General features: G+C 70.9%; 27 protein-coding genes and 2 pseudogenes. 18 read left to right on the top strand and 11 right to left on the bottom strand.

The window, feature by feature from the left end; all coding sequences use genetic code 11:
• Window positions 1-29 precede the first annotated feature (29 nt).
• On the top strand, window positions 30-1166 hold the full coding sequence (gene dnaJ, locus ACFO0C_RS46210) for a molecular chaperone DnaJ (RefSeq protein ID WP_378073245.1): 1137 nt from the start codon (window positions 30-32) through the stop codon (window positions 1164-1166).
• A gap of 222 nt (window positions 1167-1388) precedes the next feature.
• On the opposite strand, the gene ACFO0C_RS46205 is transcribed toward dnaJ, so the two are convergent.
• Together ACFO0C_RS46205 and ACFO0C_RS46200 are read right to left on the bottom strand one after the other, a co-directional pair.
• A complete protein-coding gene (locus ACFO0C_RS46205; protein ID WP_378073244.1) occupies window positions 1389-2138 on the bottom strand; it encodes an SDR family NAD(P)-dependent oxidoreductase in 750 nt (249 codons plus the stop codon).
• 28 nt (window positions 2139-2166) lie between these two features.
• Window positions 2167-3030: a TIGR03620 family F420-dependent LLM class oxidoreductase gene (locus ACFO0C_RS46200; RefSeq protein ID WP_378073243.1), complete on the bottom strand. Its 864-nt coding sequence runs from the start codon at window positions 3028-3030 to the stop codon at window positions 2167-2169.
• A 114-nt stretch (window positions 3031-3144) separates the two neighbouring features.
• Here ACFO0C_RS46200 and ACFO0C_RS46195 point away from each other — a divergent pair, with 114 nt between their 5' ends.
• Together ACFO0C_RS46195 and ACFO0C_RS46190 are read left to right on the top strand one after the other, a co-directional pair.
• Window positions 3145-3768, top strand: a complete 624-nt coding sequence (locus ACFO0C_RS46195) for a TetR/AcrR family transcriptional regulator (RefSeq protein ID WP_378073242.1) — start codon at window positions 3145-3147, stop codon at window positions 3766-3768.
• A gap of 87 nt (window positions 3769-3855) precedes the next feature.
• Window positions 3856-4592: pseudogene (locus tag ACFO0C_RS46190) on the top strand (16S rRNA (uracil(1498)-N(3))-methyltransferase).
• A gap of 31 nt (window positions 4593-4623) precedes the next feature.
• On the opposite strand, the gene ACFO0C_RS46185 reads toward ACFO0C_RS46190, so the two are convergent.
• Window positions 4624-5409: a class I SAM-dependent methyltransferase gene (locus ACFO0C_RS46185; RefSeq protein ID WP_378073241.1), complete on the bottom strand. Its 786-nt coding sequence runs from the start codon at window positions 5407-5409 to the stop codon at window positions 4624-4626.
• 50 nt (window positions 5410-5459) lie between these two features.
• Window positions 5460-7865 (bottom strand): beta-glucosidase family protein, encoded by a 2406-nt coding sequence (locus ACFO0C_RS46180; RefSeq protein WP_378073240.1) that lies wholly within the window; start codon window positions 7863-7865, stop codon window positions 5460-5462.
• A gap of 74 nt (window positions 7866-7939) precedes the next feature.
• On the opposite strand from ACFO0C_RS46180, the gene ACFO0C_RS46175 reads away from it, so the two are divergent.
• From ACFO0C_RS46175 to ACFO0C_RS46140, 8 genes and pseudogenes are all read left to right on the top strand, one after another.
• On the top strand, window positions 7940-8287 hold the full coding sequence (locus ACFO0C_RS46175; protein WP_378073239.1) for an HIT domain-containing protein: 348 nt from the start codon (window positions 7940-7942) through the stop codon (window positions 8285-8287).
• A complete protein-coding gene (locus ACFO0C_RS46170; protein WP_378073238.1) occupies window positions 8284-9666 on the top strand; it encodes a serine hydrolase domain-containing protein in 1383 nt (460 codons plus the stop codon). Before ACFO0C_RS46175 ends, ACFO0C_RS46170 begins: the two co-directional genes overlap by 4 nt.
• Window positions 9667-9795: 129 nt before the next feature.
• Window positions 9796-10875: a PhoH family protein gene (locus tag ACFO0C_RS46165; protein ID WP_378073237.1), complete on the top strand. Its 1080-nt coding sequence runs from the start codon at window positions 9796-9798 to the stop codon at window positions 10873-10875.
• A gap of 24 nt (window positions 10876-10899) precedes the next feature.
• Window positions 10900-11370, top strand: a complete 471-nt coding sequence (gene ybeY / locus ACFO0C_RS46160) for an rRNA maturation RNase YbeY (RefSeq protein ID WP_093621525.1) — start codon at window positions 10900-10902, stop codon at window positions 11368-11370.
• A gap of 2 nt (window positions 11371-11372) precedes the next feature.
• Window positions 11373-12722: a hemolysin family protein gene (locus tag ACFO0C_RS46155; protein ID WP_378073236.1), complete on the top strand. Its 1350-nt coding sequence runs from the start codon at window positions 11373-11375 to the stop codon at window positions 12720-12722.
• On the top strand, window positions 12715-13071 hold the full coding sequence (locus ACFO0C_RS46150; RefSeq protein ID WP_378073235.1) for a cytidine deaminase: 357 nt from the start codon (window positions 12715-12717) through the stop codon (window positions 13069-13071). Before ACFO0C_RS46155 ends, ACFO0C_RS46150 begins: the two co-directional genes overlap by 8 nt.
• 581 nt (window positions 13072-13652) lie before the next feature.
• Window positions 13653-14531: pseudogene (gene era, locus ACFO0C_RS46145) on the top strand (GTPase Era); the annotation flags it as partial.
• 82 nt (window positions 14532-14613) lie between these two features.
• A complete protein-coding gene (locus tag ACFO0C_RS46140; protein WP_378073234.1) occupies window positions 14614-15660 on the top strand; it encodes an acyltransferase family protein in 1047 nt (348 codons plus the stop codon).
• Here ACFO0C_RS46140 and ACFO0C_RS46135 read toward each other — a convergent pair.
• The gene (locus tag ACFO0C_RS46135) at window positions 15647-16414 is read right to left on the bottom strand and encodes a DUF4097 family beta strand repeat-containing protein (protein ID WP_378073233.1); all 768 of its coding nucleotides are present in this window, start codon (window positions 16412-16414) and stop codon (window positions 15647-15649) included. The genes ACFO0C_RS46140 and ACFO0C_RS46135 overlap by 14 nt on opposite strands.
• 106 nt (window positions 16415-16520) lie before the next feature.
• Here ACFO0C_RS46135 and recO point away from each other — a divergent pair, with 106 nt between their 5' ends.
• From recO to ACFO0C_RS46120, 3 genes are read left to right on the top strand one after another with little or no spacing between them, the layout of a single operon-like run.
• Entirely contained in the window at window positions 16521-17297 is a 777-nt protein-coding gene (recO, locus tag ACFO0C_RS46130) for a DNA repair protein RecO (protein WP_378073232.1), read from the top strand.
• Complete coding sequence (locus ACFO0C_RS46125; RefSeq protein WP_378073231.1) at window positions 17294-18076, top strand: isoprenyl transferase; 783 nt, start codon at window positions 17294-17296, stop codon at window positions 18074-18076. The genes recO and ACFO0C_RS46125 overlap by 4 nt, the downstream gene beginning before the upstream one ends.
• Window positions 18077-18081: 5 nt before the next feature.
• A complete protein-coding gene (locus tag ACFO0C_RS46120; protein WP_378073230.1) occupies window positions 18082-18600 on the top strand; it encodes a histidine phosphatase family protein in 519 nt (172 codons plus the stop codon).
• Here the strand turns inward: ACFO0C_RS46120 and ACFO0C_RS46115 are convergent.
• The gene (locus ACFO0C_RS46115) at window positions 18590-19264 is read right to left on the bottom strand and encodes an HAD family hydrolase (protein ID WP_378073229.1); all 675 of its coding nucleotides are present in this window, start codon (window positions 19262-19264) and stop codon (window positions 18590-18592) included. The two genes, ACFO0C_RS46120 and ACFO0C_RS46115, sit on opposite strands and share 11 nt — an antisense overlap.
• Entirely contained in the window at window positions 19261-19554 is a 294-nt protein-coding gene (locus tag ACFO0C_RS46110; protein WP_378073228.1) for an MTH1187 family thiamine-binding protein, read from the bottom strand. Before ACFO0C_RS46110 ends, ACFO0C_RS46115 begins: the two co-directional genes overlap by 4 nt.
• Before the next feature lie 126 nt (window positions 19555-19680).
• On the opposite strand from ACFO0C_RS46110, the gene ACFO0C_RS46105 reads away from it, so the two are divergent.
• From ACFO0C_RS46105 to ACFO0C_RS46090, 4 genes are all read left to right on the top strand, one after another.
• Entirely contained in the window at window positions 19681-19893 is a 213-nt protein-coding gene (locus ACFO0C_RS46105) for a DUF2191 domain-containing protein (protein ID WP_378073227.1), read from the top strand.
• Window positions 19890-20312, top strand: a complete 423-nt coding sequence (locus ACFO0C_RS46100; protein ID WP_378073226.1) for a PIN domain nuclease — start codon at window positions 19890-19892, stop codon at window positions 20310-20312. The genes ACFO0C_RS46105 and ACFO0C_RS46100 overlap by 4 nt, the downstream gene beginning before the upstream one ends.
• Entirely contained in the window at window positions 20313-20507 is a 195-nt protein-coding gene (locus tag ACFO0C_RS46095) for a hypothetical protein (protein WP_378073225.1), read from the top strand.
• 151 nt (window positions 20508-20658) lie between these two features.
• Window positions 20659-21654 (top strand): aldo/keto reductase, encoded by a 996-nt coding sequence (locus tag ACFO0C_RS46090; protein WP_378073224.1) that lies wholly within the window; start codon window positions 20659-20661, stop codon window positions 21652-21654.
• On the opposite strand, the gene ACFO0C_RS46085 is transcribed toward ACFO0C_RS46090, so the two are convergent.
• From ACFO0C_RS46085 to ACFO0C_RS46070, 4 genes are all read right to left on the bottom strand, one after another.
• A complete protein-coding gene (locus tag ACFO0C_RS46085) occupies window positions 21642-22562 on the bottom strand; it encodes a methylenetetrahydrofolate reductase (RefSeq protein WP_378073223.1) in 921 nt (306 codons plus the stop codon). The genes ACFO0C_RS46090 and ACFO0C_RS46085 overlap by 13 nt on opposite strands.
• A 410-nt stretch (window positions 22563-22972) precedes the next feature.
• Window positions 22973-23518 (bottom strand): hypothetical protein, encoded by a 546-nt coding sequence (locus ACFO0C_RS46080; RefSeq protein ID WP_378073222.1) that lies wholly within the window; start codon window positions 23516-23518, stop codon window positions 22973-22975.
• A gap of 74 nt (window positions 23519-23592) precedes the next feature.
• Window positions 23593-24378 carry a hypothetical protein gene (locus ACFO0C_RS46075; protein WP_378073221.1) on the bottom strand — a complete coding sequence of 262 codons (786 nt, stop codon included), beginning with the start codon at window positions 24376-24378 and terminating at the stop codon, window positions 23593-23595.
• Window positions 24375-25307 carry a PHP domain-containing protein gene (locus ACFO0C_RS46070; protein ID WP_378073220.1) on the bottom strand — a complete coding sequence of 311 codons (933 nt, stop codon included), beginning with the start codon at window positions 25305-25307 and terminating at the stop codon, window positions 24375-24377. Before ACFO0C_RS46070 ends, ACFO0C_RS46075 begins: the two co-directional genes overlap by 4 nt.
• Between the last annotated feature and the right edge of the window lie 27 nt (window positions 25308-25334).

Below are 25334 nucleotides of genomic sequence, written 5' to 3'. Positions count from 1 at the left end.
TCGCGCAGACATTGAGGACTCCAAACCCCGTGGCCAAGGACTATTACGGAATTCTCGGTGTGAGCCGGGAGGCAACCGACGACGAGATCAAGCGCGCCTACCGCAAACTCGCTCGGCAGTACCACCCGGACGTCAACCCGGATCCCGAGGCGCACGACAAGTTCAAAGAGATCAACGCGGCGTACGAGGTGCTCTCCGACGAGCAGAAGCGCCAGGTCGTCGACCTCGGTGGCGACCCGCTCGCGCCGGGCGGGGGCATGCCCGGTGGAGCCGGTGGCGCCGGCCCGTTCGTCGGCTTCCAGGACATCATGGACGCGTTCTTCGGCACGGCCGCGGGCGGTGGCTCCCGTGGCCCGCGCCCGCGCACGCGTCCCGGCGCCGACGCGATCCTCCGGCTGGAGCTCGACCTCGTCGAGACCGCCTTCGGCGTGGAGGCACCGATCACCGTCGACACCGCGGTGCTCTGCACCCAGTGCTCGGGCGCCGGCACCGCGCCCGGCACCCACCTGTCGACGTGCGAGGTCTGCTCCGGCCGCGGTGAGGTCCAGTCGGTGCAGCGCACCTTCCTCGGCCAGGTCGTCTCGTCCCGCCCCTGCCAGAACTGCCAGGGTCACGGCACGGTCATTCCCAGCCCCTGTCCGACCTGCGCCGGTGACGGCCGGATAAGGACACGCCGCTCGCTCACCGTCAAGATCCCGGCGGGTGTCGAGGACGGCATGCGGATCCGCCTGGCCCAGCAGGGCGAGGTCGGCCCCGGCGGCGGCACCGCCGGCGACCTCTACGTGGAGATCCACGAGCGGCCGCACGACGTCTACTCCCGCAAGGGCGACGACCTGCACTGCCGCGTCACCCTGCCGATGACGGCGGCCGCCCTCGGCACCAGGATGACCATCAAGACCCTCGACGGCGAGGAGAACATCGAGGTCAAGCCGGGCACCCAGCCGGCCAGCACACTGCGCATCCGCGGCAAGGGCGTTCCGCACCTGCGGGGCCAGGGCCGCGGCGAGCTCTTCGTGCACCTCGACGTCAAGACGCCGACCAAGCTCACCGCCGACCAGGAGCGGATGCTCCGCGAGTTCGCCAAGACCCGCGGGGAGGACGTCGCCGAGCTGAGCAAGCAGGGCGGCTTCTTCAGCCGGATGCGGGACGCTTTCAACGGCCACTGACCCTTTTCTGGTACGCCCAGTTGCTCGGCTCCGGGTCGGTCAGTGTCTCGCTGACGGCCCAGAGCCGAGCCGCCGGACCGTTCGAACACGACCACGCTGATCAACGGCTCCTCGCCCGGCGGCTGATCGACCGGTGCAGTGGCGTCGAGGCGGGATTCAGCGACGGGCGTACTGACCCGCCGCTCCCGGTCGTACCTCCGCGGCATCCTGCCGCGCCCCGGCTCAGACCTGGCTTGCGCCGCCGTCGACGTAGATCTCGGCGCCGGTCATGAAGCTGCTCCGTGCCGAGGCCAGGAAGACCACCGCGTCGGCGATCTCGTCCGGGCGGCCCAGCCGGTTCATCGGCACGCCGGCCGCGAGGCCCTTGAGCAGCTGCTCGGCGGCGGCCGGGTCGGGAGCGAGGCCGCTCAGCCCGGGCGTGTCGACCGGGCCGGGCGCGATGCTGTTCACTCGGATGTCCCGGCCGGTCAGCTCGGCGGCCCAGCTGCGGGTGAACGACCGCAGCGCCGCCTTGCTCGCGGCGTAGACGCTGAACGCGGCGGCTCCCTTGACGTCGATGTTCGAGCTCGTGATGATCACCGAGGCTCCCCGGTTGAGGACCGGCAACGCCTTCTGCACCGTGAAGAGGGTGCCCCCGACATTGGTGTTGAACGTGTCGGCGTAGTGCTGCCAAGTGATCCCCCCGAGCGCACCGAACTCGCCGCCGCCCGCGTTGGCGAACAGCACGTCGAGCCCTCGCCCACGCTCCTCGATCGCGGCGACGACACGGTCCAGATCGGTCAGGTCGGCGACGTCGGCACGGACCCTGGTGGCGGCGGCCCCGATCGAGGCGACCGCCGCGTCCAGCACGTCGGTCCGGCGGCCGGTGAGAATCACGTGCGCGCCCTCCGCAGCCAGGGCCCGGGCGGTGGCGAGGCCGATACCCGAGGTGGCGCCGGTGACGAGCGCGGTCTTTCCGTCTAGCTGTCCCATGATCTTTCTCCTTTGATGACGGGGTGTTTCAGTGGGTGAGGGCGGCCAGTTCCCGCCACGCCTGGCGGGGAAGGCCGGGGGAGTCCGGGTCGGTCAGCACATGCACGGCGACGTGGTCGGCGCCGGCGGCCAGGTGCTCGTCGATCCGGCGGGCCACGTCGGCGGCGGTGCCGTAGGCGATCAGGGCGTCGATCAGCCGGTCACTGCCACCGGGGACGAGGTCGTCGTCGCCGAAGCCGAGTCGTTTCAGGTTGGCCCGGTAGGTGGGGAAGCCGAGGAACATGCCGATGCCCGCGCGGGCCGCCGCCCGGGCGCGAACCGGGTCGGTCTCCAGCACCACCGCCTGGTGCGGTGCGATGAACGCCCGGCCGCCGACGCGGGACCGTTCGGCCGCGACGTAGTCCGGAGTGACCAGGAACGGATGCCAGCCCGCGGTCCGGGCCACCGCGAGCCCGACCATCAGTGGTCCTAGCGCGCCCAGGAGCAGCCGGTCGGCAGGGATCTGTGGGCCGAGTTCGTCCAGGTAGTGGCTCATCGTCCGGACCGGGCTGCCGTACTCCCGGCCGTGTGCGGCGGCGCCGGCCGGGCTCCCGATGCCGAGGCCGACGACGGATCGCGGGCCGTACGTGTCGTCGAGCTCGGCGATCCGGGCCGAGAGTGCGGCGGCGGACTGGCCCCAGATGTTCAGCACCCCGGTCACCACCCGGCTGTGCGGTGCCGCGGCGAGCAGATGACCGAGGTCGTCCAGTGTGCCGCCGCCGTCCAGGCCGGGTAGCCAGAGCGTGTTCCAACCGAGCTCATCCAGCTCGCCGACGGCGTCCTGCACCTCGGCGCGGGCGGCGCCGCGCAGTTCGGTGCTCCAGAGGCCGACCCGCCCGAAGTCGCTGGTCATGACCGACTCCATTTCTGTACCGATCGGTATGTAATGACGGAACGCTAGCACGGGCCCGGCTATTTCTGTACCGATCGGTTAAGATGAGCTGCGTCACGACGAGCGGAGGAGCCGATGGCGGAGAAGACCCGTGGACGGCCGCGCTCGTTCGACGCCGGTGCCGCCCTGGACCGGGCCGTTGAGGTGTTCTGGCGGCAGGGGTACGAGGGCGCCTCGCTCAGTGACCTCACCGAGGCCATGGGCATCAACCGGCCCAGCATGTACGCGGCCTTCGGCAACAAGGACGACCTGTTCCGGCTCGCGGTCGCCCGCTATGCCGAGATCGACATGGCGTACGCCCGGGAGGCATTGGCGCAGCCCACGGCGTACGCCGTGATCGAGGGTTTTCTCCGGGCGAACGCCGACGCGCTCACCAGGGCCGACCGGCCGGCCGGATGCCTCTCCATCCAGGGTGGGCTCGCCGCCGGGAGTGATCACGGGCATGTCGCGCGGTTCCTGGCCGAGAGCCGGCTCACCGGGGAGAGGGCGCTGGCCGCGCGCCTGGGCCGAGCCGTCGACGAGGGCGACCTGCCGGACGGGACCGATCCGGTCGCGCTGGCCCGCTACGTCATGGTCGTCAGCGAGGGCAATGCCGTGCACGCGGCTGCCGGTGCCGATCGGGCGAGCCTGCACGCCACGATCGACATCGCCCTGACCGCCCTGACGCCTGACCGCTCTCCCCGGCCGATCGGGGGGTGACCGGGCCTGGGTCTGGTGGCGGTCCGGCATGGGCTTGCGGCGGCGGTCCGGCGTAGGTGGAGCCGGGCGGTTCGGTAGCGTGCGGGCATGTCCGCGCCGCTCTTCCTGGTCGAGAACCTGCCCTCCGGATCGTCGTTCACCCTCGACGGGCCGGAGGGGCGCCATGCCGCCACCGTGCAGCGGCTGCGTGCCGGTGAGGTCCTGATCCTCGCCGACGGGCGGGGCGGCACCGCCCGGGCCGAGGTGGCCGCGGTCGGCCGGGGCAGCGTCGACCTGACGATCCTCAGCGCCGCCGCGGAGCCGGCCGCCGACCCGCGGCTGGTCGTCGTGCAGGGCATCGCCAAGGGTGACCGGGGCGAGCTGGCCGTGCAGGCGATGACCGAGGTCGGCGTGGACGAGATCGTTCCGTGGGCGGCGTCGCGGTCGGTGGCGCAGTGGCGTGGCGACCGCGGGTTCAAGGCACGCGACAAGTGGGCGGCGACCGCGCGGGAGGCCGCCAAGCAGGCCCGGCGGTCGTGGCTACCGGTCGTCGGCGGCGACCCGGACTGCTCGACCAGGCAGGTGGCGGCCCGGTTGTCGGCGGCCGCGGCGGCGTTCGTGCTGCACGAGGAGGCGACCGGGCGGCTCACCGCGGCCGAACTGCCCGGGTCCGGTGACGTGGTGCTGGTGGTCGGCCCGGAGGGTGGCATCAGCGATCCGGAGCTCGTCGCGTTCCGGGAGGCCGGCGCGGTGCCGGTGCGCCTGGGCGGCGGGGGGGGGNGCCCCCCTCGACCGCCGGCGTCGCGTCCCTCGCGGTCCTCGCCGCCCGTCTCGGCCGCTGGTGACCTGAACCACGGGTGCGGTCCGGCATGCGGGTCAGGTGGGGCGGCGGGCCAGGGCCACGAACGTGTGGACGGCGAAGTCGATGGTGGCGCCGTGGGCCTCGATCACCTCGACGGTGTCGTTGATCACGGTCTCGCGGCGGGGCTCGTCGAGCATCCGGTACAGCGAGATCGATTGCAGGTGGGCCCGGTACTCGTCGGGGGAGTAGGAGCGGGACGCGCGGTAGCGCAGCGTACGCAGGTCGGTGAAGAGGGCCTCGATGCCGGCCAGCTCCGGCCACTGCTCGGCGAACGGGCGTGTGAAGCCCGGAATGTCGTCGGGGTGCAGTGAGTGCGGGGAGTGGTCGCCGGTCAGGCCGTGCCGGGCGTCCACCTCGGCCAGGGCGGTGTGCAGGTCACGGTCGGGGACGAGATAGACGTTCCAGAACGGGGCGAGCAGGCCACCCGGGGCGAGAGCGGCGAAGGCCAGCGCGTCACGGCGGTCCCGGTCGACCCAGTGCCAGGCCTGGGCGCTGATCACCAGGCCGTAGCCGCGGTCCGGCGTCCAGCGCTCGAAGGTGGACTCGATCACCGGTACGCCGGGGACGGTCCGGCGCAGCACGGCGGCCATCCGCGGATCCGGCTCCAGACAGGTCAGGTCGATGTCGTGGGCGGCGAACAGCGCCGTCGCCTTGCCGGTGCCGGCGCCCACCTCCAGCACCGGGCCGGGACCGGCCGCCGCCAGCAGATCGGTGGCCAGCTCGCCCGGGTAACCGGGACGGACCCGGTGGTACACCTCGGCCAGTTCACCGAAGACCTGTCCACGTTCGCGCGTCGTCATGACCGCCAACCTAACCGGGACGGGACCCGGAGGCCCCGCCCCGGAACCGGTCAGACGGTGATCTCGACAGAGCGGCGCGGGTCGTCGAGGGCGTGGGCGGCGATCACCGTGTACACGCCGGGGATCGTCTGCCAGCCGTCGTTCCACACCTGGAAGGCCCGCTCCGGGATCGGGATCGTCACGGTGACCGACTCACCCGGCTCGGCGTCCGCCGTCGCGAACCCGGCCAGCCAGCGTTCCGGCCGCTCGACCGGCGAGCCGCTGTCCGGGGTGGCGGAGGTGACCAGGGTGTCGGCGCCGGGGGCCAGGTAGACCTGCACGACCTCACGGCCCGTGCGCCAGCCGGTGTTCGTGACGGTCACCCGGACCTCCGACCGGGAACAGGCCATGTGGTCGTACGACCACTCGGTGTAGCCCTGACCGGAACCGAACGCGAACAGTGGCTCGGCCGCCTGCCGCAACCAGCCGCGATAGCCGATGAAGATGCCCTCGTCGTAACCGAGAGTGCCGTCCGAGGGGCGGACGTCGAGGACCGGGCAGTCCTTCTCGCTGCGCGGCCAGGTGGTCGGCAGGCGGCCGCCCGGCTCGGCGACCCCGAGCAGCACGTCGGCCAGCGCGGCGCCGGCCTCCTGTCCCGGGAACCAGGTGAGGAGCACCGCCGCCACCTCCTCGGTCCACGGCAGCAGCACCGGGGAACCGGCGTTGACCACCACGATCGTCCGTGGATTGGCCGCCGCGACCCGGGAGACCAGCTCGTCCTGACGGCCGGGGAGGGCCAGCGAGGAACGGTCGAAGCCCTCCGACTCGACCTGCTCGGTGGTGCCGACCACGATGACGGCGACGTCCGACCGGGCGGCCAGTTCGACAGCCTCGGCGATCAGCCCTTCCTCGTCGGGGCCGGGAGCGCGGTGACCCAGCGTGGTCGACACCGAGTGCGCCGCACCCGCCTCGAAGGTCTGCCGCAGCAGCACCGGGACCGGCACGCCGGCCTCCAGCGTGATCGGGAACCGCTGCTCCTTCGGGTGCAGCAGCAGGTCGGCGCGGCCGGTGCCGGGCGGGTGCAGCGAGCCCTGGTAGAGCCGCTCGCCGCCGACGACCAGCTCGAACGCGCCGAATCCGGAGACCGCCAGGACGTGCTCACCGCCCACCTCGGGAGTCAGTTCGGTGTGCAGCTCCAGGGTGGTGATCCCGGCCACGTCCAGCCCGGCCGGCGGGTCACCGATCCAGCGGATCGTCGCCGTCTCGACCGGAACGTCGTGATCATGGACGACGAACCGGAACGGCGCCCAGTCCGGGCCCTGTGCGGCCGGCAGGAACGGCCGCGGGTCGGCGCCGATCGCGTAGGCCACGTCGACTCCGGGCAGGTCGGCGCGCAGCCCGTCGAGCGGTGAGATCACGTGCCGGGGCGTGACCTGGGCGCTGCCGCCGCCGAGCACCCGGGCGTCGGTGGCCAGGGCGCCGATCACCGCGACCCGGGTCAGGTCGGCCGGCTCCAGCGGGAGGGCGTAGTCGACGTTGCGGGCCAGCACGAACGAGCCCACGGCCACGTCGTGCGCCACGTCGTCACCGTCCTCGTCGAGCGGCACATCGTCCAGGGAGACGTCGGTGAGGGCTCCGGTACGCGCGGCGAGGAGCAGCACACGGCGTACCTTCTCGTCGATCACGTCCGCACCGACGGCGCCGGACCGGACCGCCTCGACCAGCGCCGGGCCCCACGGGTTGTCCATCGCCGGCATGGCGATGTCGAGTCCGCCGAGAGCGGACGCCACCGTGTCGCGGGCCGCCCGCCAGTCGGAGACGACCACCCCGTCGAAGCCCCACTCACGCTTCAGGATCTCGTCCTGGATGCGCCCGTTCGCGGCCATCGGCGCCCCGTTGACCCCGTTGTAGGAGCTCATCACGCCCCACCCGCCGGCCGCGGCGACCCGCTCGAACGGCGCGAGGTACATCTCGCGCAGCGCCCGCTCCGGGATCCGTACGTCGACGGTCATCCGGTCGGTCTCGAAGTCGTTGCCGACCAGGTGCTTCACCGTGGTGCCGACGTGGTGCTGCTGGACGCCCTCCACGAACCCGACGGCGATCTCACCGGTGAGCAGCGGGTCCTCGGAGTAACACTCGAAGTGCCGGCCGCCGAGTGGGGTGCGGTGCAGGTTGACGGTCGGGCCGAGCAGCAGGTGCACGCCCTTGCGCCGGGACTCCTGGCCGAGCAGCCGGCCGGCCCGGCGGGCCAGGGCCACGTCCCATGTGGCGGCGAGCGCGGTGGGGCTGGGCAGGGCGACCGACGGGTCGTCGGGGGTGTAACCGGTGCCGCGGACGCCGACCGGGCCGTCCGACATGACCAGCGAACGCAGCCCGATCCGGGGGATCGCCGGCAGCGACCAGAAATCCTGTCCGGTCAGCAGGGAGACCTTCTCCTCCAGCGTGAGTTGACGGACAAGGTCGTCGAGGTCGGTCATGAGAGCGCTCCCAGGGGTGTGTCGGAGGATCCGTCGACCATCTAAGCCCACCCGGGGCCCATAAGATCCGTCAGGTGGAAAACTCCTGCCTGTTCTGCCGGATCGTGGCCGGCGAGATCCCCGCGACCGTCGTGCACCGCACCGCGACCACCGTCGCCTTCCGGGACATCGACCCCAAGGCGCCCACGCACGTCCTGGTCATCCCGGTCGCCCACCACGCGAACGTGATCGAGCTCGCCGCCGACCCGGCCGCGGCCGCCGACGTGCTGGCCACCGCCGCGAAGGTCGCCGAGCTCGAGGGCCTGGCCGACGGCTTCCGGGTCATCTTCAACACCGGGGAACACGGCGGCCAGGAGGTCTTCCACGTGCACGCGCACGTCGTCGGCGGGGTGCCGCTCGGCCCGATGCTGGCCCGCCCGTGAGCACGCCGGCCCCGCGTTACGAGCGGGCCGTCCGCCGGGCCCAGGCCGACGGCCGGATCCCCGCCCTCGCCGTCGCGCTGCACCGTGCCGACCGGGAGCCGTGGGTCTTCACCGTCGGTGACTCCGGCAACCCCGGGCACCCGCTCGGGCCGGACACCCGGTTCCGGATCGGCTCGGTCACCAAGACGTTCACCGCGGTCCTGGTCATGCAGGCCCGTGACGACGGGCTGATCGACCTCGACCAGCCGGTCTCGGCCTACCTCGACCTGCCCGCGCACGGCGACGCCACCATCCGGCGGCTGCTCTCGCACACCGCCGGATACCAGCGGGAGCCGTACGGCGACGTCTGGGACAGCCTGCTCGCCCCGGACGCCGGCCGGATGCTCGCCGAACTCGACCGGGCCGAGCGGGTCCTGCCCAACGCCCGGCGCTTCCACTACTCCAACCTCGGCCTCGCAGTCCTCGGCCAGCTCGTCGCCAAACTGCGCGGCGGCACCTGGGCCGAGATCGTGCAGGAGCGGATCCTGGCCCCGCTGGGACTGGCCGCCACCACCGTCGCCCGGCCGGAGCAGGCCGCGATCGGCTACCTGGTCGACGCGTACTCCGACGCGGCCCGCCCGGAGCCCCCGGTCGACGTGGCCGGTCTCGCGCCCGCCGCCCAGATCTGGAGCACCGCCGGCGACATGGCCCGCTGGGCGGCGTTCCTGGCCAGCCCGGAGATCGTCGACCCGGCCGGCCGGGTGCTGGCCGCCGCCACCGTCGACGAGATGCGCTGGCCGCTGACCACCACCGACGAGAACCTCTGGGCGCTCGGGTTCGGTCTCGGCCTGATCCTCGTGCCGGAACCGCACCGGGTCGTGCACGTCGGCCACGACGGGGCGATGCCGGGCTTCCTGGCCGGCGTCTACGGACGGCGCGGCGGCGACGGCAACCCGGGTGCGCTCGGCTGCGCGGTGCTCGGCTCGTCCGGGACGGCCTGGCAGACCAACGAGCTGGTGCACGAGCTGCTGCGGATCGCCGTCGACTCGGACCCGGCGGAGATCCGGCCGTGGCGCCCGGCCCCACCGGCGCCGGCCACCTACCGCCCGGTGCTGGGCCGCTGGTGGAGCGAGGGGATGGAGTTCGTCTTCTCCTGGCATGACGGCCGGTTGCAGGCACGTGCGGTGGACGCGCCGGCGAGCCGCCCGCCGGCGATCTTCGAGTCCCTGCCGGACGAGGTCGACGTGCTGCGGACGATCTCCGGACGGGAGGCCGGCGAACTGCTGCGGCTGACCCGCGACGATCGTGGCGGGGTGGCCCGGATGCACTGGGCGACCTACCGCTTCACCCGGGCCCAGGAGGCTTTCGACGGAGGGCGGGCGACCGACGGCCCCGAATAGCGGACCGGCGATAATGGCATCGGCGTGCGGGCGGGCGAGCGGATAGGATGGCACGATCCTTGAGCGAGCCGCCCGACCCGGACGGCGATGAAGAAGAGAGCAGGTGGCGGAGGCCCTTCGGGCCACCCTATGACCGGTACGCCGAACGAATCCAGCACTGGCTCGACCAGCCCGGTGCGGGCGCAGACCAAGATCTCGGTGAGCGATCCGAAGATCATGGTGAACCTGCTCGGCGCCAAGGACGAGATCCTCCGGCTCATCGAGCGCACTCTCGACAGCGACGTGCACGTCCGCGGCAACGAGATCACCATCACCGGCGATCCGGCTGAGAACGCGACGGCCGAGCGCCTCTTCTCCGAGCTGATCGAGCTCATCGAGAAGGGCGAGACCCTCACCGTCGACGCCGTCCGCCGCACCCTCCGCATGCTCCAGGAGAACACCACGGAGCGGCCGGCCGAGGTGCTCACCCTCAACATCCTGTCCCGGCGCGGGCGCACCATCCGGCCCAAGACCCTGGGTCAGAAACACTACGTCGACGCCATCGACAAGAACACGATCGTCTTCGGCATCGGCCCCGCCGGTACCGGTAAGACGTATCTGGCGATGGCCAAGGCGGTCCAGGCACTCCAGGCCAAGCAGATCAACCGGATCATCCTGACCCGGCCGGCGGTCGAGGCGGGGGAGCGGCTCGGCTTCCTGCCGGGCACGCTGACCGAGAAGATCGACCCCTATCTGCGGCCGCTCTACGACGCCCTGCACGACATGCTCGACCCGGAGACCATCCCGCGCCTCATGGCGGCCGGGACGATCGAGGTCGCGCCGCTGGCGTACATGCGTGGCCGCACCCTCAACGACGCGTTCATCATCCTGGACGAGGCGCAGAACACGACGCCCGAGCAGATGAAGATGTTCCTGACGCGTCTCGGGTTCGGGGCGAAGATCGTGGTCACCGGCGACGTCACCCAGGTCGACCTGCCCGGCGGCACCAGCAGTGGCCTCAAGGTCGTCCGGGAGATCCTGCGCGACGTCGAGGACGTGCACTTCGCGGAGCTGTCCAGCTCCGACGTGGTGCGCCACCGGCTGGTCGCCGAGATCGTCGACGCCTACGCCCGCTTCGACGCGGTGCAGGAGCAACAGGCAGCACAATCCGTCCACGCCGTGCCGGGCCGGGCCGCCAGCGGTGGCCGGTCCCCGGGCCGACGGCGCTGATACACAAGGGGTAATCGCACCACTATGTCCATCGAGATCGCCAACGAGTCGGGAGTCGAGGTCGACACCGACGCGATTCTCGCGGTTGCCCGGCACGCCCTGGACGAGATGGGGGTCAACCCGCTCGCCGAGCTGTCGATCCTGCTCGTCGACATCGACTACATGGCCGAGCTGAACCATCGGTGGATGGGCAGCGACGGCCCGACCGACGTGCTCGCCTTCCCGATGGACGAGGGCAGCGTCGACCACGGCCCCGGCGAGTCCGGGGCCGGTGAGCCGGCGCTGCTCGGCGACATCGTGCTCTCACCGGAGGTGGCCGCCAAGCAGGCCACCGTCGCCGGTCACGCCGCCGCCGACGAGCTGCACCTGCTGACCGTCCACGGCGCGCTGCACCTGCTCGGTTACGACCATGCCGAGCCGGAGGAGGAGCGGGAGATGTTCGCTCTCCAGAACAAGCTGCTCCAGAGCTGGCGTGCCGGACGCAAAGCCGGCTGATCATGGACCCCGCCTCGGCCGGCCTACCGGATCTGCAACTGATCATCCTCGCGGTCCTGCTGGTTCTCCTCGCCGGCCTGGCCTCGATGACGGATGCCGCACTGGCGACCGTCTCCCACGCCCGGGCCACCGAGCTGGCCCGGGAGGGGAAACGCGGTGCCGGCGCTCTGGCCGCGGTCGCCTCCGACGTGGTGCGCTACGTCAACCTGCTGCTCCTGCTGCGGCTGCTCTGTGAGCTGACCGCGACCACCCTGGTGGCCCTGGTGGCCGTCGACACCTGGGGTGTCGGCTGGCAGGCCGCTCTGGTGTCGGCGGGTGCGATGACGCTGGTGAGCTTCGTCGTGGTGGGGGTGGCCCCACGGACCCTCGGCCGCCAGCACGCCTACGCGGTGGGCCGGGCGACCGCCCCGCTGGTGCGCTGGCTGGGCAAGGTCCTCAACCCGCTGGCCAAGCTGTTGATCCTGATCGGTAACGCGGTGACCCCCGGCAAGGGATTCCCGGAGGGACCGTTCGGCAGTCAGGTGGAGTTGCGTGAGCTGGTCGACCTGGCCGAGCAGCGCGGTGTCGTGGAGCACGGCGAGCGCGAGATGATCCACTCGGTGTTCACGCTGGGTGACACCATCGCCCGCGAGGTGATGGTCCCGCGGACCGAGATGGTGTGGATCGAGGCGGCCAAGACCCTGCAACAGGCGCTCTACCTCTTCCTGCGGTCCGGGTTCTCCCGGATCCCGGTGATCGGGGAGAGCGTCGACGACGTGCTGGGCGTGCTCTACCTGAAAGACGTGATCCGGCGTACGCAGAACGGCGACCCGGCCGCCACCGCGCAGGCGGTCGCCGACGCGATGCGCCCGGCCAACTTCGTGCCCGAGTCGAAACCGGTCGACGATCTGCTCTCCGAGATGCAGGCCGCCCGCAACCACCTGGTCATCGTCGTCGACGAGTACGGTGGCACCGCCGGCCTGGTCACCATCGAGGACATCCTGGAGGAGATCGTCGGCGAGATCACCGACGAGTACGACGTGGAGCGCCCGCCGATCGAGCACCTCGACGACGGGGCGGTCCGTGTCGCGGCCCGCCTGCCGATCGAGGACCTCGGCGACGTGTTCGGCGTCGAGCTGCCCGCCGACGAGGTCGAGACGGTCGGTGGGCTGCTCGCCCAGACACTGGGCCGGGTGCCGATCCCCGGCGCGAAAGCAGAGGTCAGGGGCCTGCACCTGACCGCCGAAGGCACCACCGGCCGGCGGAACAGGATCGACTCGGTGCTGGTGCGCCGGATCCGTCCGGAGCCCGGAGCCGAGCAGGACGACGAGAACGTTGCCGAGAACGAGGAAAGACAACCCGCCGATGCCTGAGCAGTACGTTGCCGACAATGCGCTGAGCGCCGAGGACGCCAAGCTGGTGACCCTCGCGCGCCATTCCCGGACCCGTGTGGGTGCGGCCGAGGGCGCGGCGGTGCGCGACCAGGACGGCCGCACCTATGCGGCCGCTTCGGTGAACCTTCCCAGCCTGGCGTTGAGCGCGCTGCAGCTCGCCGTGGCGCAGGCCGTGTCGTCGGGGGCCACCGCGCTGGAGGCGGCAGCGGTCGTCACCGGGGCGGGTGAGGTGGAGAGCGCCGGGCTTGCCGCGGTGCGTGACCTCGCGGCCGGTGCGCCGGTGCATCTGGCGGGCCCGGACGGCGTCGTGTCCGGCACGGTCCAGTGATGGCCGACGAGAAGCGGGAACGGCGTTCGGGTTCCGGTTCGCCGCGTCCGGCCGCGGCCTCGGGTTCGGGTTCGGCCTCGAGGGAGCAGCGGCCCGCGCAGGGTGAGCGGCGTCTCACCGCGGGGGAGCGCAACGAGCAGCGGCGGCAGGAGCGCAGGGCGGCCCGGCGGGCCGAGGAGCAGGCCGGGGACCAGCGTGGGCGCAAGCCCGGCGGGTCTGCCGGGGGCAGGGCTTCCGGCTTCTCCGGTACGCGTAGAGCCGGCGCTGCCGACGGTCAGGGCACGAAGGCGTCCCGTGGGGCCGGTTCCGCCGACCGCCAGGGTGCGAAAACGCCCCGTAGAGGCGGTTCCGCCGACGCGCCGGGTGTGAAGAAGCCCCGTAGCGGCGGTTCAGTCGACGGGCAGGACGCGACGGCGGCCCGTGGAGGCGGTGGTCCGACCGGACCTGCGGGTAAGGCCGGGATCGCCGGCGGCTCCCGGGGACGGGCTGGTGCTCCCGGGGATGGCGACGTCCGTACCGGGAAAGGGTTTTCGCAGAAGAAGCACCGGCACAAGGCCGCGCGTGTCGCCGCACCGCAAGACGACGTCTACCGCGCGGGTTTTGCCTGTTTTGTCGGAAGGCCCAACGCCGGCAAATCGACCCTGACCAACGCCATCGTCGGCCAGAAGATCGCGATCACCTCGAACAAGCCGCAGACCACCCGGCACGTGATCCGCGGCATCCTGCACCGGCCGGACGCGCAGCTCGTGCTGGTCGACACGCCGGGTCTGCACCGCCCCCGCACGCTGCTCGGCGAGCGGCTCAACGACCTGGTCCGCGAGGTGTGGAGCGAGGTCGACGTGATCGGGGTGTGCTTCCCGGCGGACGAGCCGATCGGGCGTGGTGACCGGTTCATCTCGTCGGAGATCAGCGAGCTGAAGGCCAAGGTCATCGCGGTGGTGACCAAGGTGGACCTGGTCGATCCGCAGACCCTGGCGCAGCGGCTGCTCGCCGTCTCCGAGCTGTACGACTTCGCCGAGATCGTCCCGGTCAGCGCGGTCTCCGGGCACCAGGTGGAGACCCTGACCGACGTCATGGTCCGTCACATGCCGGAGTCACCGCAGCTCTACCCGGACGACGTGCTCACCGACGAGCCCGAGCAGGTGCTGATCGCCGAGCTGATCCGCGAGTCCGCGCTGGAGGGTGTGCGCGACGAACTGCCCCACTCGATCGCCGTGCTCGTCGAGGAGATGCTGGTCGAGGGCAACCTCACCCGGATCTTCGCGGACATCTACGTGGAACGCGACAGTCAGAAGTCGATCGTGATCGGCACCCGCGGCGCAAGGCTCAAGGAGGTCGGCACGCGGGCCCGCGCGGAGATCGAACAGCTGCTGGGCCGACGGATCTATCTGGACCTGCACGTTCGAGTGGCCAAGGAATGGCAGCGCGATCCCAAACAGCTGCGTAAGCTCGGTTTCTGATCGAAACTTGGACATTCGCTGACTATGGTGAAATTCACCATAGTTTGCACAGGTTGACTCGGCGCGGGTAACACCTTGGTCCATGCGAAATCGGTACCTGGACCTGCTGCGTGCCGTGGCGACCGTCCGGGTCGTGATCTACCACATCACGGGGTGGGCCGCGTTCACTGTGGTCCTGCCCGCGATGTCGGTGATGTTCGCACTGGCGGGGTCACTGATGGCGGCGTCGCTCGACCGTTTCGGGGTGTGGGCGGTCGAGCGACGGATCCGCCGGCTGCTGCCGTCGCTGTGGGCCATCGCCGCGATCGCCGTGACCACCATGCTGGCGACCGGCACCTCCACGTGGAACCCGATGCTGCTGCTCTGGGGCTTCCCGATCGACACGCCGGAGGCGACCGGCTGGTGGATCCAGGGCCTCGGCCACACCTGGTACCTGCGTGACTTCCTCTGGATGGTGCTGCTCTCACCGCTGGTGCTGCCCGTCTACCGCCGGTTTCCGCTGGTCACGCTCCTCGTTCCGTACGTCTCCCTGATCGTGATCACGGTGGCCGGGCTGACCGTGCCGCCGGTCGCGCAGGGCCTCGCCCTCTACGGCGGAGCGTGGCTGCTCGGTTTCGCCCACCACGACGGCCACCTCGAACGGCTCGGCCGCCGGCGGCTGCTCGGCATCGCCGCGGCCGTCGCCGTCGCGGCCGTCGCCTGGATCGCCACCCATCCCAGCCCGCGCGGCTGGGACCTCAACGACATCCCCCTCGGCAACGCCCTCTGGTCGGCCGCCTTCATCCTGGTCGTCCTCGGCTGCGTGCGGCCGGTGATCAGCGGGAACCGGGTGCTGACCGTGCTCAACGCCCGCGCGCTCACGATCTATCTGTGGCACGTGCCGGTCGTCGTGGCGGTCACCGGGTTCGGCGAGAGGCATGGCCTGCCGATCATCGGCTGGGTCGGCATCAGCTGGCGGCTCACCATCGTCACGATCCTGCTGGCCGGCCTGGTCGCGGCCTTCGGCTGGATCGAGGACGTGGCCGCCGGCCGGCCCCCGGTGCTGCTGCCCGGCCGGCGGATCCCCATCCCCGTGTCGCCCGCTCCGGCCGGGCGGACCGCGCCGGAGCCGGCCGTCAGCCTCCGGTGACCCGGAGGTCGCCGCTGCCCGTCCGCAACTCCAGCACCTTGTCGGAGGTCGGGTCGTCGGTGATCCCGAAGACCTCCTGATCGCCGGAGCCGCTCACGGCCCGCACCCGGTAGTCGCCGGCGGGCACCATCAGGTCGATGTCGCCGCTGCTCACCGACGCGGTCACGGACGCCGCCGCGGACAGCTTCAGATCGATGTTGCCGGAGGTCGCCTTGGCCGTCACCGGACCGGTCACATCCAGCACGGAGAGATCGCCGGAATGCGACTCGAGGCTGACCTCCTTGCCGCCGATCACGTTGAGATCACCCGATGTCGTCCGCACCTTGACCGGACCGGTGCCGTTCTCCACCACCACGTCGCCGGACGTCAGTTTCAGATCGACCGGACCGGTCCCTCGGAGCAGCACGTCGCCGGAACGCAGCTCGCCCCTGACCGCCGCACCCGGTGGCGTGGTGATCACGAAGTCGACCCGGCAGTCGCGGCCGCAGTCGCCGTCCAGGGTGAGCACACCGCCGGCCAGGGCGTAGGAGCCGCCCGGAGCGGTGCCGCCGTAGATCACCCGTTGAATGCGTGTCCCGGTGGCCGAGGCGTCCGCCTCCACCGTGACGTTGCTGGCGCCACCGGTCAGCACGACCTCGGTGACCTTGGCGGGCTCGGTGTCGTCGAAGGTCATCCGAGCGCCCACCACGCCGTCACAGCCGGCGAGGGCGCCCACCGAGACGGCGGCGAGGATCAGGGCAACTCTGCGGGTCATGTCCTGACGCTATTTTGGCGGCCCGGAGGAAACCATCGGTCCCGTCCCCTAGACGACCCTGAGATCCGGGTCAGGGTCTGTCGTAGGCAGGGGGCAGAATGGCGGGGTGCCCGCCGGATACCGCCGCCAGCTCTACCGCGACGACGCGGTGGTCCTGCGCGTGCAGAAACTCGGTGAGAGCGACCGGATCGTCACCCTGCTGACCCGCCGGCACGGCCGCCTGCGCGCCGTCGCCCGGGGGGTGCGCCGCACCTCGTCCCGCTTCGGCGCCCGGCTCGAGCCGTTCGGCCACATCGATCTCCAGCTCGCCGGCTCCCCCGAGGGTGTGGGCAGCGCGCTGCACTCGGTCAGCCAGGTCGAGGCGGTCACGCTCTACGGCAAGAGCTTCCTCACCGACTACCCGCGCTACACCGCGGCCAGCGCCATCTGCGAGACCGCCGAGCGCCTCACCCCGGTCGAGCGGGAGCCGGCGCTGCGCCTGTTCCAGCTCACCCTCGGCGCGTTCAAGGCCCTCTCCGCCGGGGAGCACTCGGGCAGCCTGGTGCTCGACGCCTACCTGCTGCGGGCGATGGCCTTCGCCGGGTGGGCCCCGGCGATCACCGAGTGCGCCGTCTGCGGCACCACCGGCCAGCACGCGGCGTTCTCCGTGCCGGCCGGTGGCGCGGTCTGCCCCGACTGCCGCCCACCCGGCTCCGCCCACCCCAGCCCCGACACCCTCGGCCTGATGTCCGCCCTCAGCTCCGGCGACTGGACGGTGGCGGACGCGTCCGCGCCGTCGGTGCGCCGCGAGTGCAGCGGGCTCGTCGCCGCCCACCTGCAGTGGCACATGGAGCGGGCGCTGCGCTCGCTCCCGCTTGTCGATCGACGGGAGTTGAAACCGTGAGCCCGCGTCCGCCCACCCCGCACATATCCGGCGCCCGGCCACCCCAGCTGCCCTCCGCGGCCCTGCCGAAACACGTGGCCATCGTCATGGACGGCAACGGCCGCTGGGCCAAGGAGCGCGGGCTGTCCCGGACCAAGGGGCACGAGCAGGGGGAGCATTCGCTCTTCGACACCATCGAGGGCGCCATCGAGATCGGCATCCCCTACCTGTCGGCCTACGCCTTCTCCACGGAGAACTGGAAGCGTTCGCCCGAGGAGGTGCGCTTCCTGATGGGCTTCAACCGTGACGTCATCCGCCGTCGCCGGGACCAGCTCGTCGACCTCGGTGTGCGGGTCGTCTGGTCCGGGCGGGCCGGCCGGCTGTGGAAGAGCGTCATCTCCGAGCTGCAGACCGCCGAGGAGATGAGCCGGGGCAACTCGAAACTGACGCTCCAGTTCTGCGTCAACTACGGCGGCCAGGCCGAGATCGCCGACGCGGCGGCGGCCATCGCCCGGGACGTGGCGGCCGGCAAGCTCAAGGCCGACAAGGTCAACGAGAAGACCATCGCGAAATACCTCTACCACCCGGAGATCCCCGAGGTGGACATGTTCCTGCGGCCGTCCGGCGAGCAGCGTACGTCGAACTTCCTGCTCTGGCAGTCGGCGTATGCGGAGATGGTCTACCTGGACACGCTCTGGCCCGATTTCGACCGCCGCCACCTGTGGTATGCGTGTGAGCTCTTCGCCCAGCGGGACCGGCGCTTCGGCGGGGCGCTGCCCAACCCGGTCAGCCCCACGTGAGCGGTGTGCGCCACCTCTGGATCGCCCGGCACGCCGAGGCCACCGGTGACGAGTCGGGGCTGAGCCCCGCCGGTGAGCAGCAGGCGGCGCTCCTCGGGGAGCGGCTGAGCGGCGTCCCGTTCGCGGCGATCAGCCACAGCCCGCTCCCACGGGCGGTGCGGACCGCGGCGATCGTCTCGGCGCACCTGCCGGGGGTGCCGGTCCAGGCCGCCGACGAGCTCGACGATCGGTTCCCGACCGACGAGCCGGCCGCGTCCGCCGCGATGATCGCCCGGTTCACCGGCCCGTCCCCCAGTGAGCGGCACGAGCTGGTCGTCACGCACGCCTTCCAGGTGGCGTGGTTCGTCCGGGACGCGCTGGAGACACCGGAGTCGCGGTGGCGGGACGTCATCCCGGCCAACACCGGGCTCACCGTGATCCGGTACTTCCCCAGCGGGCGGACCCGGATGATCGTCTTCAACGACCTGTCGCACCTGCCCGAGCAGCTCCGGTGGACCGGCTCGCCGCCCGAGCTCAGGCTCTGAGAGCCTGCACCGCGGCCTCCAGATCGCTCAGATCCGGCAGCACCACGTGGGCGCCCGCGGCGGTCAGCTCGGCCGCCGAGGTCGCGCCGGTCGCCACCGCGATCGCCACCGCGTCGTTGGCCAGCGCTGCCGTCACGTCGTTGACCGTGTCGCCGATCACCACCGGGCGGAAATCCTCGCCGTACTTGGCGCGGGCCCGCTCCAGGGACCGGCGCACCAGCGTCGCCCGCACACTGTCGTCGGTGCCGTAACCACCGATCTCCGCGTCGAACGCGCCGTCCAGGCCGAACGCCGCCACCTTCATCGCCGCCACCTGGGGCACGTTGCCGGTCACCAGGGTCTGCACCACCGTCGGGTCCGCACCGAGATGAGCCAGGACCTCACGGACACCCGGCATCAGGTGGCCCTGGATCGCGAACTCGTGCCTGCTCTCGTGCACGGTCTCCACATAGCGGGCGAAGAACCGCTCGTGCGTGCAGTCGGTCACCCCGTGCGTCGCGAACACCTCGGTGCAGATGTCCGTGTCGGTGCGGCCGCCGAAGATCGGAGTGTCCTGCCAGGGCACGCCGGTCACCTCGGTGAACGCCGCCTTCCACGCTGTCGACGCCACACCGCCGCCGCGGAGCAGGGTGTAGTCGATGTCCCACATCACCAGACGTCTCACTCGGCCAGCACCCGCTCGATGTGCTCCACCTTGGCGGTCAGCGCGCCGGTGACACCCGCGCGGACATCCGCCTTCAGCGAGAGGCTGACCCGGGGCGAGACCGCCGCGACGGCGTCGACGGCCTGCTTGACGACGGCCATCACCTCGTCCCACTCGCCCTCGACGGTGGTGAACATGGCATCGGTCCGGTTGGGCAGCCCGGAGGCCCGGACCACGCGGACCGCCTCGGCGACGGCGTCCCCGACGGACTCACCGGCCCCGATCGGTGTGACGGAAAAGGCAACCAGCATGCCCCCATCCTCCCAGCCCGATCCCGCTTGAGTCGATCAATGCGAACGACTAGCCTTGTCGTATGCGCACGTGGCGCATAACTAGGTCCCTACGATGGAGAGGCTGGTAACCGTATGGGGGTTCTGATGCGCGAAGGCAGCATCGTGGAGATCGACGAAGGGGCTCTCGCCAACGCGGCCGCGCTTCTGGGGACATCCGGCTGGAGCGACACGATCAACGCCGCTCTGCGGGAGATCGGCAGGATCCGCCGCCGGGTGGAGGCGTTCGAGCTTCTGGGGGAGATCGGCGCCAGGGGAGACTTCGACGACTTCTTGGACAAGCGGAGTTACCGCCGGTGAGTGCTACCTACCTCGTCGACACGAGCGCCTTCATGCGTCTGTCGGCCCAGCCTCAGCTGCAGAAGGCATGGAACGACCAGATGGCGGCGGGCAGGCTGGCACTCTGTCCCCTGACCGAGCTGGAAATTCTCTACACCGCGCAATCCATGGAGCATCGGCGGCAACTCCAGGAGACCTTTGCGGCCTTCTATGTCTGGGTTCCGATCTCTGATCGTGCAATTGATCGAGCGGCGGATGTCCAGGAGGACATGACGAAACAGGGAATGCAGCGCTCTGCCGGGGCAATCGATCTGCTCGTCGCGGCGACGGCAGAGGAGCATCGGATGACTGTCCTGCATTACGACCGGGATTTCGCGAACGTCGCACGGGTCACCGGTCAGTCCGTCGAGTGGATCGCCGAGCCGGGGACGGTGAATTGAATGGTCAAGCGGCTGGTGGAAGTCGACCGGGAGGCTCTGGAGGAGGCCGCCGCTTTCCTGGGGACCAGCGGCGTCCAGGAAACCGTGACTGCGGCTTTGGCTGAGATCGCTGCCCTCTACCTGCGAGTTCGCGCGCACGAGGACGAATTGGCAGAGCGACGGGGCGATCATCCTGTGTCTGAAAACTATCAGTAAATGCTGTTCGTCGGTATCGGGTGTGCGGGCGAGTGCGCTCGGGGAGGTGGGTGCGTAGGTTCGCCGGGTGGTAACGAAGCGAATCGATGCGTCAGTGGCGGGGCAGTGGCGGCTCGGGGATCGGGTCGTCAACCGGATGGGGTTCGGGTCGATGCGGATCACCGTTCGGGACGATCGGGACCTTGCGGTTCGGGTGTTGCGGCGGGCCGTTGAGCTCGGGGTCGATCACATCGACACGGCAGCCTTCTACTTTTCGCCGGGCGGGATCCTCGACGGGGAGCCGGGAGCGGTTCGATATGCGGCCGAGCTGATTCGGGACGGGCTTCGGCCGTACCCGGAAAAGCTTTTCATTGCGACGAAAGTCGGACCGGATCCGCTGCCGGATGGCAGCTGGGGTGAAGCGGTCACGGCGGAGCGGCTGCGTCGGCAGGTGGAGGAGAACCTGCGCCGGCTCGGTGTGGAGACGCTTGACCTGGTCAATCTGCGGATTGTCGCGCCGGCCGGGCAGGATCAGGTGGCCGAGCGTTTCGGGGCGCTTGCTGAGATGCAGGCCGACGGGCTGATTCGCCATCTCGGACTGTCCAATGTGCGGTGGCGGCATGTCGAGGCGGCGCAACGGGTCGCGCCGGTCGTGTGTGTCCAGAATGCGTTCGCGGTGGACCTGCGGCGGCATACCGAACTGCTGCGGAAATGCGGTGAGGCGGGGATCGCATTCGTCCCGTTCTTCACGATCGCCGGAAACGCCCGCGAGAGCGGACCGGCGGCCGCCCGCGAGGCAGGCCCGTCGCCGGCCGGCGAGGCCAGCACGGCCGCCGAGCCGGAAGGAGGTCGGGCGGCGGAAGCAGGTCGGGCGGCGGAAGCAGGTCGGGCGGCGGAAGCAGGTCGGGCGGGGGAGGCCGGGGAGGGCGGCCAGGCGTGGGAAGTCGGCGGGATGGATGCGGGTGGCGCGGCCGAGTGGCGGATCGCGGCGGCTCGTGGGGGCGGTGTCACCGGGCATCAGGTGCGGCTGGCGTGGACGCTGCAGCAGGGCGCGCACGTTCTAGCCATTCCGGGCACCGGCGACGTCGCTCACCTGGAGGAGAACGTCGCCGCCGGGGCCCTGCGGCTCACCCCTGAGGAGATGGCCGAAATGGATCAGCGGCGGTAACGGAGCATCCCGGACACCTCGGCGGCGAGATCGATGCTGGCCTCGATCTCGGCTTTGCGGATCGACACGCTCTCGATGTTGAAGCCGTAGGGCAGGCCCATGTGCTCGCAGAAGTCGATCAGGTCGCGGGCGATCGCCACACACTGCCGATAGGACTCGGCGAGGGGATCGTCCGCGTGCTTGATCGAGTTCTCCAGCCAGCGGGGCACGTCCACGCCCAGCCAGCGGACGAACTCGAGCGTCTTCAGCGACCCGCACAGGGACAGCGTGAAGATCACCGTGCGGGGCGTGGCGCCGCGGGCCCGGCACTCGTAGAAATAGTCACTGAGCAGGTTTTTCGTCTCGTTGACGTGGTAGACGACCTGACTCACGAAGAACGACGCGCCCCGCTCCTGCTTGGCGAGCATGCGCAGGTGCTCGTCGGGGCGCTCACCGATCGCGACGGCGCCGAGCGGCAGGTCCGGTCGCACCTCGGCCCGCAGCTCCTGGGCGCGGCGCAGACCGGTGCGGACCTCCTTACCGCCCGACGACGCGCCGACGAAGACGCTCAGCACCCGCTCGTCGGCGCCGGCCATCCAGCTGCGGAGCTCGTCCTCCGAATACTTCCCGACACATCGGTAGATGATCACCGGCTGCCGCCAGCCGGTCAGGTGCTCGGCGTAGAAGTGGCCCGGATCGAGGGTCGGCAGATACGGGAACGGGCGGTCTTCCGGGTTCCTGTCCGACTCGTCGTCGATGTCATACAAAATCAGGCCATCGAGGTCGAGCGCGGTGAGCCGGTCCAGAGTGACCTCGGCGATCTCCTTGATCCGCTCCTCGGTGGCGCTGCGCCGCGGCGGCGTGATGCTGAACACGAGCACGCCGCTGCGCGCCTCCGCCAAGAGCTGCGGCAGGGGGTGACGAGACATGCGACAACCCTATGGGTCCGGCAATGCGGACCGGTCACCGCACACACCCCATCCCGAAGAGCGAACTTCAGCGGTACGCCCACGAGCCCCGAATCCACGAAAGAGGCATCCACTCCGAACCGCCCATCACCAACGTCCAGCGGACCCGAGCCCGTCATCCCCGCATCGTCCACAGCCCCGGCCGAGTTCGCCGGCCGTCACTCACGTGTGGGGCGGCTGGGTTGGTTGGCTGTCGTTCTGGGTGGTTTCGGGCGGGTTGGTAGGTATCAGGGTGACGGCTGGGTTGGTTGGCCGTCGTTTGTGGTGGTTTCGGGTGGGTTGCGGGTGTCGAGGCGGCGGAGCTCGCCGGCCGTCGCTCACGACGGTATTCGGCGGGGCGAAAGGGGTCTGAGCGACGGCTGGCGAAACGGTCAGTGGTCGGCGCAGCAGGGCGTCGGGGTCCTGGTCTCGAAGGGGACCAGGGTTCCGCCGGCGGCCGGGGTGGTGACGAGGATCAGTTCGCCGTTCCGGAACTGGGGGCGCACGAAATCGCCGGTTTCGACGATGGTCTCCGGGGCCGCCGGGCCGCTGCCGAGCACCTCGACCCGGGCGATGGAACTCCGCTGCAGGATTTCGCTGACGGTGAGTGCGCCGGTCAGGCGTTCGACACCGGGAAAGCGAACTGCCCGTCCGAATTGTCCGGACGCGGCGGTGGTGGCGGCCGGTTCGAGCTCCGGGGCCGTCTCCAGGGCGTGCGTGGTGAGCAGGCTGATCGCCACGTGCGGGAACGGCTCGCTCACCAGATGCGTGCAGGCGAGGACCGGGGGCGGCACGATCGCCTGGATCCAGTGATCGGCCTCGGCGAGCGTCGCGTGCCCCAGGCTGAATCCGACGATCCGCGCGGCCCCGGCGGAGGAGACGGAGGGGGAGCGGCCGGGCCGGGTGGCGTCCGGGTAGGCGGGAACGGGCCGTGTCACCGGAGCCAGGGAAGGGGTGGGCCGGGTGGCCCCGGCCGCGGAAGCGGCCGGGGCTCCGGATGCCTGGTGAGGCGTCATCGGGGCAGGACCCAGATGGGGTTGGTGTAGAACCACAGGTCGCCCCACGGGTCGGCGGCACCGACGACGTCGAGCTGCGGCCCGTACGGGTCGACTCCAGTGCCGAGCAGGCCGGGCTGGGTACGGTTCCCGTCGGTGCCGCGGACCCGCAGGTAGAACGGCTTGTCCAGGCGGCCGAGGTCGTAGCTGAACGAGATCCGCCCGCTGGTCTTCGACACCTCGAACGACTGGACCACCCTGGTGTTCGGGGTGGTGAAGGTGTCCTTGTCGCCGACGGGCCCGGTGACCGTGCCGACGATCACGTCGACGCGCTTGAGGACGGGCACGAATCCGGCCCAGTTCGGGATGTCCTGCAGGTCGATGTCGAGGACCAGTTCGGTGGAGGTGCCGCGCTTGACCCGGAGGACGCCGCCGAGCGGGGTTCCAGTGTGGCCGCGGCGGTCGCCGGTGACCCGGACGCGGGCGTCGAGGGCCTTGATCAGCCGGCCGTGGTCGACCCAGACGCGCCCGGCGCGCAGGCCGTCCATGACCGCCTTGTAGGAGAACGACGACGAGCCCACGTTGGTCCGGCCGTAGTAGCCGGGCCAGAAGTCACCGGCCGACGTGTTGATCGATCCGTTGTAGACCGGGTCGTTGTACTTGCCGTTGGCGTTGAAGTCGCTGCCGGGGCCGCGCTCGGTCTGGTCGAGGTAGTTGACGTGGCTGTCCGAGTTGACGGTGATCCACCACGCCTTGCCCTCGGCGAGGAGGCTGTCCCAGAGTCCGCCGACGGTGGCGGTCATCCAGTCGAAGCCGCCCCACGTGCGGTAGCTCTCCAGCGGGTATCCGGCGTACGACGCGGCCGACGGGTTGTTGTCGTAGTAGCCGCGGGCGCCGCCCCGGCCGTGGGGGCGGGGATGCCGGCGGCCTGGTGGCCGGGCGCGCCCTCGAAGCCGACGGCGACCGTGGGGTCGGCGTCGCGCCAGTTGCGGATCTCGTGCGGGGAGTCGATGCCGCGCCGGGCCGGGTGGTTGGCGAAGAACAGTGCGCCGTCGATCTTGCGCTTGCGGACCTGCTCGCCGAGGAACCGGATGCCGGCGATCGCCATCGCCTCGTTCTGGGCGGGGGTGTTGGTGGCGGGCAGGAGCGAGCCGTCGTACGCGTTCTCGAACTGCTTGAGGACGTCGACCTCGTTCCGGCCGGGGTGCACGAAGACGGTCGCGTGCTCGGCGGCCGGGATGTTCCACTCCAGGCCCTGGAAAGTCAACAACGAAGGAAGCGCGGACCGGGTCTTGACGATGTCCGGGTTGACCTTGTCCACACCGATCTTGGCGTGGGTGGCGCTGCCGTGGTCGGTGATGACCAGCCAGTCGAGGCCGTAGGCGTGACCCTTCTGCGCCTGGTCGAGCACCCGGTACTGGGCGTCCGAGCTGTACTGCGTGTGGATGTGGTGGTCACCCGCGAGCCAGCGGAAACCACCCTTGCCGGTACCGCCGCCCACCGGGTCGTGGGTGTGCTGGAGCCCGGCGGCCGCGGCGGCGCCCGGCTGGGCGAGCACGGAGGCGGCCGCACCGGCGCCGAGCAGGCCCGCGCCCAGCAGGAAGCGCCGGCGGGACGCGTCGGACGGCGCCAGCTCGGCGGACGGGACAGAGAGATCGAGAGCCTCGGGGAGGTCGCCCCCGGCGGCTGCGGCGTGCGCGTGGTCGTGAAGATGATCGTGGCCGTGACCCATGGCGGACACCCTCGTCCGAACAGGACA

It is taken from the genome of Actinoplanes subglobosus (assembly GCF_042650585.1).
Classification (GTDB): domain Bacteria; phylum Actinomycetota; class Actinomycetes; order Mycobacteriales; family Micromonosporaceae; genus Actinoplanes; species Actinoplanes subglobosus.
This window is presented reverse-complemented; position numbering and strand designations above follow the sequence as displayed.

Bases quoted from the DNA above. Each gene is read 5' to 3' on its own strand.
- ACFO0C_RS46105 (WP_378073227.1), top strand. From the start codon at position 19,681: ATGCGCGAAGGCAGCATCGTGGAGATCGACGAAGGGGCTCTCGCCAAC.
- ACFO0C_RS46180 (WP_378073240.1), bottom strand. From the start codon at position 7,865: ATGACCGACCTCGACGACCTTGTCCGTCAACTCACGCTGGAGGAGAAG.
- ACFO0C_RS46140 (WP_378073234.1), top strand. From the start codon at position 14,614: ATGCGAAATCGGTACCTGGACCTGCTGCGTGCCGTGGCGACCGTCCGG.
- ACFO0C_RS46150 (WP_378073235.1), top strand. From the start codon at position 12,715: ATGCCTGAGCAGTACGTTGCCGACAATGCGCTGAGCGCCGAGGACGCC.
- ACFO0C_RS46090 (WP_378073224.1), top strand. From the start codon at position 20,659: ATGCGGATCACCGTTCGGGACGATCGGGACCTTGCGGTTCGGGTGTTG.
- ACFO0C_RS46165 (WP_378073237.1), top strand. From the start codon at position 9,796: ATGACCGGTACGCCGAACGAATCCAGCACTGGCTCGACCAGCCCGGTG.
- ybeY (WP_093621525.1), top strand. From the start codon at position 10,900: ATGTCCATCGAGATCGCCAACGAGTCGGGAGTCGAGGTCGACACCGAC.
- ACFO0C_RS46070 (WP_378073220.1), bottom strand. From the start codon at position 25,307: ATGGGTCACGGCCACGATCATCTTCACGACCACGCGCACGCCGCAGCC.
- ACFO0C_RS46185 (WP_378073241.1), bottom strand. From the start codon at position 5,409: ATGACGACGCGCGAACGTGGACAGGTCTTCGGTGAACTGGCCGAGGTG.
- ACFO0C_RS46110 (WP_378073228.1), bottom strand. From the start codon at position 19,554: ATGCTGGTTGCCTTTTCCGTCACACCGATCGGGGCCGGTGAGTCCGTC.
- ACFO0C_RS46195 (WP_378073242.1), top strand. From the start codon at position 3,145: ATGGCGGAGAAGACCCGTGGACGGCCGCGCTCGTTCGACGCCGGTGCC.
- ACFO0C_RS46095 (WP_378073225.1), top strand. From the start codon at position 20,313: ATGGTCAAGCGGCTGGTGGAAGTCGACCGGGAGGCTCTGGAGGAGGCC.
- ACFO0C_RS46075 (WP_378073221.1), bottom strand. From the start codon at position 24,378: ATGACCGCCACCGTCGGCGGACTCTGGGACAGCCTCCTCGCCGAGGGC.
- ACFO0C_RS46135 (WP_378073233.1), bottom strand. From the start codon at position 16,414: ATGACCCGCAGAGTTGCCCTGATCCTCGCCGCCGTCTCGGTGGGCGCC.
- ACFO0C_RS46155 (WP_378073236.1), top strand. From the start codon at position 11,373: ATGGACCCCGCCTCGGCCGGCCTACCGGATCTGCAACTGATCATCCTC.
- ACFO0C_RS46085 (WP_378073223.1), bottom strand. From the start codon at position 22,562: ATGTCTCGTCACCCCCTGCCGCAGCTCTTGGCGGAGGCGCGCAGCGGC.
- ACFO0C_RS46205 (WP_378073244.1), bottom strand. From the start codon at position 2,138: ATGGGACAGCTAGACGGAAAGACCGCGCTCGTCACCGGCGCCACCTCG.
- ACFO0C_RS46200 (WP_378073243.1), bottom strand. From the start codon at position 3,030: ATGACCAGCGACTTCGGGCGGGTCGGCCTCTGGAGCACCGAACTGCGC.